This window comes from Desulfosporosinus sp. FKA, from assembly GCF_002196785.1.
Taxonomy (GTDB): domain Bacteria; phylum Bacillota; class Desulfitobacteriia; order Desulfitobacteriales; family Desulfitobacteriaceae; genus Desulfosporosinus; species Desulfosporosinus acididurans.
Genome location: NZ_NAHZ01000018.1, coordinates 104,920 through 111,612 on the forward strand (window position 1 = coordinate 104,920; position 6,693 = coordinate 111,612).

General features: G+C 37.1%; 9 protein-coding genes and 1 rRNA gene. All 10 read left to right on the plus strand.

Going from position 1 to position 6,693, the window contains the following annotated elements:
* The first annotated feature begins 7 nt into the window (after positions 1–7).
* Positions 8–910: a PhzF family isomerase gene (locus tag B5771_RS05955; protein ID WP_088186721.1), complete on the plus strand. Its 903-nt coding sequence runs from the start codon at positions 8–10 to the stop codon at positions 908–910.
* A 153-nt stretch (positions 911–1,063) separates the two neighbouring features.
* A complete protein-coding gene (locus B5771_RS05960) occupies positions 1,064–1,423 on the plus strand; it encodes a VOC family protein (protein WP_088186722.1) in 360 nt (119 codons plus the stop codon).
* 91 nt (positions 1,424–1,514) lie between these two features.
* Positions 1,515–1,709 (plus strand): hypothetical protein, encoded by a 195-nt coding sequence (locus B5771_RS05965; RefSeq protein WP_088186723.1) that lies wholly within the window; start codon positions 1,515–1,517, stop codon positions 1,707–1,709.
* A gap of 165 nt (positions 1,710–1,874) precedes the next feature.
* Complete coding sequence (locus B5771_RS05970) at positions 1,875–2,495, plus strand: dienelactone hydrolase family protein (protein WP_088186724.1); 621 nt, start codon at positions 1,875–1,877, stop codon at positions 2,493–2,495.
* Positions 2,496–2,534: 39 nt separating this feature from the next.
* Positions 2,535–3,329, plus strand: a complete 795-nt coding sequence (locus B5771_RS05975; RefSeq protein ID WP_242966757.1) for a nitroreductase family protein — start codon at positions 2,535–2,537, stop codon at positions 3,327–3,329.
* A gap of 186 nt (positions 3,330–3,515) precedes the next feature.
* Complete coding sequence (locus B5771_RS05980) at positions 3,516–3,845, plus strand: nucleotide pyrophosphohydrolase (protein WP_088186726.1); 330 nt, start codon at positions 3,516–3,518, stop codon at positions 3,843–3,845.
* A 133-nt stretch (positions 3,846–3,978) separates the two neighbouring features.
* A complete protein-coding gene (locus tag B5771_RS05985) occupies positions 3,979–4,539 on the plus strand; it encodes a GNAT family N-acetyltransferase (protein WP_088186727.1) in 561 nt (186 codons plus the stop codon).
* 65 nt (positions 4,540–4,604) lie between these two features.
* A complete protein-coding gene (locus B5771_RS05990; protein ID WP_088186728.1) occupies positions 4,605–5,090 on the plus strand; it encodes a GNAT family N-acetyltransferase in 486 nt (161 codons plus the stop codon).
* A gap of 235 nt (positions 5,091–5,325) precedes the next feature.
* Positions 5,326–6,018 (plus strand): hypothetical protein, encoded by a 693-nt coding sequence (locus tag B5771_RS05995; protein ID WP_088186729.1) that lies wholly within the window; start codon positions 5,326–5,328, stop codon positions 6,016–6,018.
* 320 nt (positions 6,019–6,338) lie between these two features.
* A 16S ribosomal RNA gene (locus tag B5771_RS06000) occupies positions 6,339–6,693 on the plus strand; the annotation flags it as partial.

Sequence of the window (6,693 nt, forward strand, 5' to 3'; positions counted from 1 at the left end):
AAAACGGGTGAAAACGCTAAAGATTTATCAGGTTGACTCATTTACTACGGAAAAATTCAAAGGTAATCCTGCTGGAGTTGTCTTAAACGCAGATGATCTTTCAGAAAAAGAAATGCTGCAAATTGCCAGAGAACTGAATAATTCAGAAACAGCATTTATCTTGTCGCCTGACAGTGATGATCATGATGTGAGGCTTAGATATTTTACTCCAAAAGTTGAAGTTCCGGTTTGTGGACATGCCACTATCGCAGCCCATTACATTAGGGCTCTAGAATATAACCTGGATTCTACGACCGTGATCCATAAAATTAAAATCGGAATTTTACCAGTTGAAATAAATAGAGTTGGGAATGACTACTCTGTTGTAATGACTCAAGGAAATGTCGAATTTTATCCGCCTCTCGGTAGGCGAGAAAGAGAACAAATACTTAAGGCTTTGGAAATTAATGAAGAAGAATTAGATAAGAGATGTCCAATTCAAATTGTATCTACTGGACATTCCAAAGTTATTATCGGAATTCAAACTAAAGATAAATTGAATTCCTTAGCACCAAACATGCTGGCATTAGCCGACATTAGTAAAGTAATCAATTGCAATGGCTATTTTGTTTTTACAATGGATTCAAGCGAAAAAGAAATTTTAACACATGGAAGAATGTTTGCACCAGCCATAGGTATTAATGAAGACCCAGTGACAGGAAATGCCAATGGTCCCCTTGGTGCATATTTAGTGGAACATGGTTTAGTAAAACATAATGATTCTGTCTTTTCCTTCAAAGCAGAACAAGGAGAAGCAATAGGTCGGAGTGGCGTTGTTGAAGTGACTGTGAAATTGAATAACGGAAAACCGAAACAAGTTAAAGTTGGAGGAAAAGCTGTAATTGTGTTTAAGACCGAAATGAGAATTTGAATTTCCTAAAAGATCGGCCTCAAGATGTCGCTAAAATAATTATTCACGGTCATGACTATGTTCTGCAGAACGATTATAAGTTTGATGTTGAACTGAAATTGAAAACTTAAATTTGGAAATCATTACTTAATGCTTACGAGGTGAAATATAACTGTGAATTTGGCATTTAGCATAAACTCTTTATATGTCTGTGTGAAAGATATGGAAAGAGCAATTGACTTTTACGAAAGATTATTAGAACAAAAAGTTACAGAGAGAAATGAAATATACAGCGTTTTTAATATAAGTGGTTTTAGATACGGATTATTTGCGAATCAGAAGATGAATGAAAAGAAAACGTGGGGAAATAATTGTTTACCAAGTTTTGAAGTTAATGACATCAACCTGATTCAAATGCGGTTAGAAGAACTTAATTGTCCAATTATTTTTCCCTTAACTATTATTGGGAAGAATAAAGTTTTAGAATTTAAAGATAGCGAGGGCAATGACATTGAAATCACTTGTCCCCTATAATTATGTGAAAAAGAGTAATAGTCATCGCTGGTCAGATTATGTTTGTTTCTTTGATATTAAACCATCTGCTTAAATCGTAGGAGATTTAGAGATGGAAAGAAGGATCTTTTTAAGTATCCAAGCTCCATTGATTGGGAGTATTATAGGAATAAGTAATGCTCAAGGAATTAATCCCATTATGGATATGCGCTTTGTTATTTTTTCATCTGCGGTAGGGACACATTGGTTACAGGAATATATAATTGGTGTTCTTGCGGCGAGTTATTCGGCCACTCGCCTCTTATAAGCTCAAGAAGGAATAAACGCCGTGGTAAAGTATTAGCCTGGTGGCTAAAGACTGAGATTCTTTTTAGGGTAGTAAGCGTATTGGGATAAAGTCTTATTGCTTAACTTAGGGTGTGAACAGGGTTTGGAATGTCCCTTAAATCTAAAATCGGTTGGGGAATTGTGCATGCTGGATTATATTAGAGGTAAAGAATCTGTCATAATCGTTTTACACGAAATATATGGAATTAATCCGTATATTGAATGGGTTTGCGAACATTATTCAGAAGCTGGGTACGATGTTTTATGTCCGAACTTTATAAAGCCTGAGGTTTATTTCGATTACGATAGAGAAGAAGAAGCTTACAAATACTTCGTTAATAAAGTAGGTTTTTCTCAAATGGTTCATGAAGTTAGAAGAATACTTAAGAAAGCAAGAACAAAATACAAAAAGATATTCCTTTTAGGATTTAGTGTTGGGGCAACAGCAGCATGGCTTTGCAGTGAGAATGATAATTCTGTCGACGGGGTAATTTGCTACTATGGTTCTCGAATAAGGGATTATCTAAATATAGTGCCTAAATGCCCAACACTGCTTATTTTTGCAAAAGAGGAAAAGTCTTTTAATGTATCGGAATTGATAAGTGTGCTAAGAGAAAAGAAGTTTGTCAATGTCTATGTCTTAAACGGTAAACATGGTTTTAATGATTTCTTTTCGAAGAACCTTAATCAGCAATCGCAAAAAGCAGCACAGACATTAGTAAATGAATTTCTGACAGCTCGAAGAGATACAGGCGCGGCTACCTGAGGAGAAATAATGTATGAGAAAAGGTGGGTGGGTTTGAGGTTGACGCAAGATAATAACCAAACAATAACGGAATTACTAAGAAAGCGGATTTCCCTTAGGAAGTTTGCCGATCAACCCCTTAAGCAAGAAGATGTAGATTGGATTGTAGAGGGAGCTATGAGAGCACCTACAGCCGGGAATATGATGCTTTATTCCATGATATTGATTACCGATGCCAATAAAAAGCAGATTTTAAGCGAGACTTGTGATCATCAGCCTTTCATAGCTAAGGCTCCCTTGATAATTGTTTTTGTTGCGGATTACCAACGCTGGTTTGACTATTACCAGAGTTCCAATGTTAAAATGTTTTGCACGGATCATGGCCTGGAATTCCGTGGCCCTGATGAAGCAGACTTATTATTAGCATGTTCAGATGCTCTTATTGCAGCGCAAAATGCAGTTATTGCCGCCGAGAGCCGGGGGATTGGTTCTTGCTATATAGGGGATATAATGGAAAACTATGAGAAACATCGCGAGTTATTGAACTTACCCGAATGGGTATTTCCAGTTGGTATGCTCTGTTTCGGGTATTATCCCGAAGGAGCTCGATTGGCCCCTAGGCCACGTTTTGAGCGGAAATTCATTGCTTTCGCAGAGCAATATCATCAATTAACTCCAGAAGAACTAGCTGAAATGTTAGCTATTCGGGAAAGTGCTTTTTCGCCGGGGAATCCTTTTGGAGCAAAGAACTTTGGACAATGGATGTACGCCAGGAAAACTGGTGCACAGTTTTCAACTGAGATGGCTCGTTCAGTACGAGAAGCTTTAAAGAGCTGGAGAGGTGATTTAATCTAGACTTTTTAAGTACATATAGAAAACAACACCTAATTATAAAGGGTAACTGGTGGTCAAGTAAGGATTCTTGATTGTCTAGTCTTCTGAGGTGACCATAGTTTCTAATTCAAAGATAGAGATAGGATATTGGCGGGTTGTACAGCGCCAAGTCCTCAATGATTATATTGCAGATGCGTGGTGAGGATAATGGATGAATTAATTCAAAAGATTGTTGAGTTTAGAGATTCTCGAAATTGGAGGCAGTTCCATAATCCAAAGGATCTAGCGATATCATTAAGCATAGAGGCCAGTGAACTACTCGAAAATTTTCAATGGAAAACTAGTGATGAGAGCGTAACTGTTAATTTCGAAAGAATTCAAGAAGAATTAGCAGATGTATTGATATATGCTTTGCTGTTGTCAAACGAATTAAACATTAATCCTGAACAAGCTATTATCGATAAAATAAAGAAGAATGAACAAAAGTATCCTATTGAGAAAGCCTATGGATCTAATAAGAAATATAATGAGCTCTAGTTATTTGAAGATCGAGATACCAAATCGCGTCCTGCTACTCCAACTCAATGGTATTGAATCCGCCAAATAATATATATTGGATTGTTTTGCAAGCAAGAGATTATTTACATATAGAAAAGGAAGGATTTAATTTATGTTAACACATGTTGGTACTAGGCAGATTGAAACAGATAGATTAATTTTGAGGAAATTTAAATATTCAGATAGCGAAGACATGTTAAAGTATTGGGTTAGTGATCCTAAAATTCAGTCAATGTACTCCGAACCAGTTTACACAACCAAGCAGGATGTAAAAGAATTGTTGGATAAATATATCAGTTTCTATGAAAAAGATAATTATTACAGATGGGCTATAATATTTAAGGAAACCGATGAATGTATAGGGCAGATTGCATATTTTTTGGTAGATAACAATAATCATTTTGCAGAAATTGAATACTGTATTGGGGGAAGTTTTCAGAGAAAGGGGCTTGCTACTGAAGCTACAAAAGCCGTTATTCAATTTGGGTTTAGCAAAATGAATTTGCATAAAGTACAAATATGTCATAAGTCTACAAATATTCCTTCTCGTAAAGTTATTGAAAAATGTGGGTTTATTTATGAGGGAACATTACGAGACTTTTTTTATATGGATGGTCAATATGTAGATAGATTGTATTATTCAATAATAGTCGATGAATTTATGTCCAAGTAATAGTTCTATCAGTAGGGGATTTATCCTGAGAACTAGGCAAGTTAACGAGGAGAGTGCCTCATCAGATGGAAATGGAAATTAGACAAGCTAAAGCTAGTGAAAGTAATGAATTAACTGCCATCTCATTTATTTCAAAAAGGTTTTGGAATTATCCTGAAGAGTATTTTGACATATGGAAAAAGGAGTTAACAATTACCCCGGAATATATTCAAGACAACATGGTTTATGTTGCCAAAGTTGAAGGGAAAATAACCGGATATTTTTCAATCGTTGAGGTGGAAGAGGATTTTTTCACGGGCAAAGTGGTGATCAGTAAGGGTTATTGGTTAGAACATCTTTTTATACTGCCAGAGTTTATTAGAAAAAGAATTGGTTCCGAACTGATCTCATACGCAAAAGTGGTATGCAGGAAGAAGAATATAAATCGGCTTCTCATCTTTTCGGATCCAAATGCAATAGGGTTTTATGACAAGATTGGAGCTACATATATAGAGGAATCGCTATCAAGTATCGAAGGACGAAAGGTTTTACTATATGAGCTTATAGTATAAAGAAACCGCAGCACAGTAATTATCACAAGGAATTGAATTTCTCTCAAATAGAAAATTATATCCAATTGATTATTAATCAAGTTTATATTAGCTATCAGGTGATTCATGGAAATAAAGAAACGACCTTAATTATAGCCCTTCACATCAAGCGTGATCCTAACATGGATAAATAGCATGATTAGGAATATGTTTTTAAACCGACATCCGTTCATTAATAATTCTGGGGGACAATACTTTGGACAAACATGGAGAGATACTAGAAGAGTTAAGTCGGTCTCGCATTAATGATGAAGCAGTTAATATAGAAAAAGTATACTTTTACAAGACGGACAAGAGAGTTAATCCTAAGCAAGAGGACCCATTTTGGGTCGCTATCGGGAAAATGCCCGTTTTGGTATCAGCCCCACATGCCGTAAGATATTATAGACAAAAAAAGATTAAAATGTCAGACCAATTTACCGGATCAATCGTTTATCTATTAAATCAACTAACGGGTTGTCATGCTATTGCAGTGACTAATCTGTACGGCGGAGATCCTAACTTTGATAACCCATGTATATATAAAGAAAGAATCGCCGAAATTTGCAAAAGGGAAAAGGTGAAGTTTGTACTAGACATTCATGGAGCCGCACGTGATCATGAATTCGATGTGGATTTTAGTATAAATCGCGGGAAAACCCTTTTTAAGGCGAGTATGGTAGAATTGATCGAGCAAAACTTCCATGACTTTGGTTTAAGCAGAATAACCCATGGCCATTTTACCGCTGCGGGCCCAAATACCGTTAGTAGTTTTGTCGCACGTGAATTAGGGATCCCTGCGTTACAAATTGAAATCAATAAACAATACAGGGTGCCATCACAAAATCCAAAGGGGTTTCATCGAGTATTGGGGGCCTTAATGTCAAGTGTCAGAGAATTAGCCCAATAAGCGTACTTTATGTCAATTCTTGTGGATTGGATGAAGATGGTTAAATATACCACTAGACATAATGAGCCAATTAATGTTATTCTAGGTGAGCACCAAAACGGCTGAAAAAATCCACTAACCTGGATGAAAGGATTTAAATATTAGCCATTGACAACATGGGTTGAAAATGCTAATATAAAAGTCCGGCCAAGATGGCTGACAAAATGGTCTTTGAAAACTAAACAACAAGGACAGCCAATGAGAGAAACTCGCAAGAGTTTCAAAAAGAATCATGAAATCATGAGCAAGAAATCATCTTCTTTAAAGAAGTTGAAATAACTTTTTTGGAGAGTTTGATCCTGGCTCAGGACGAACGCTGGCGGCGTGCTTAACACATGCAAGTCGAACGGAGAGACTTCTAAGTTTACTTAGAAGGATCTTAGTGGCGGACGGGTGAGTAACGCGTGGGTAACCTACCCAACAAACCGGGACAACCCTTGGAAACGAGGGCTAATACCGGATACGCTTAAGAGTTGGCATCAACTTTTAAGGAAAGGCGGCCTCTGAACATGCTGCCGATGATGGATGGACCCGCGTCTGATTAGCTAGTTGGTGGGGTAAAGGCCTACCAAGGCGACGATCAGTAGCCGGCCTGAGAGGGTGAACGGCCACACTGGGACTGAGACACGGCCCAGA

Excerpts from the sequence above, each read along its gene's own strand:
- B5771_RS05980 (WP_088186726.1), top strand. The coding sequence starts at position 3,516 with ATGGATGAATTAATTCAAAAGATTGTTGAGTTTAGAGATTCTCGAAAT.
- B5771_RS05970 (WP_088186724.1), top strand. The coding sequence starts at position 1,875 with ATGCTGGATTATATTAGAGGTAAAGAATCTGTCATAATCGTTTTACAC.
- B5771_RS05985 (WP_088186727.1), top strand. The coding sequence starts at position 3,979 with ATGTTAACACATGTTGGTACTAGGCAGATTGAAACAGATAGATTAATT.
- B5771_RS05965 (WP_088186723.1), top strand. The coding sequence starts at position 1,515 with ATGGAAAGAAGGATCTTTTTAAGTATCCAAGCTCCATTGATTGGGAGT.
- B5771_RS05990 (WP_088186728.1), top strand. The coding sequence starts at position 4,605 with ATGGAAATGGAAATTAGACAAGCTAAAGCTAGTGAAAGTAATGAATTA.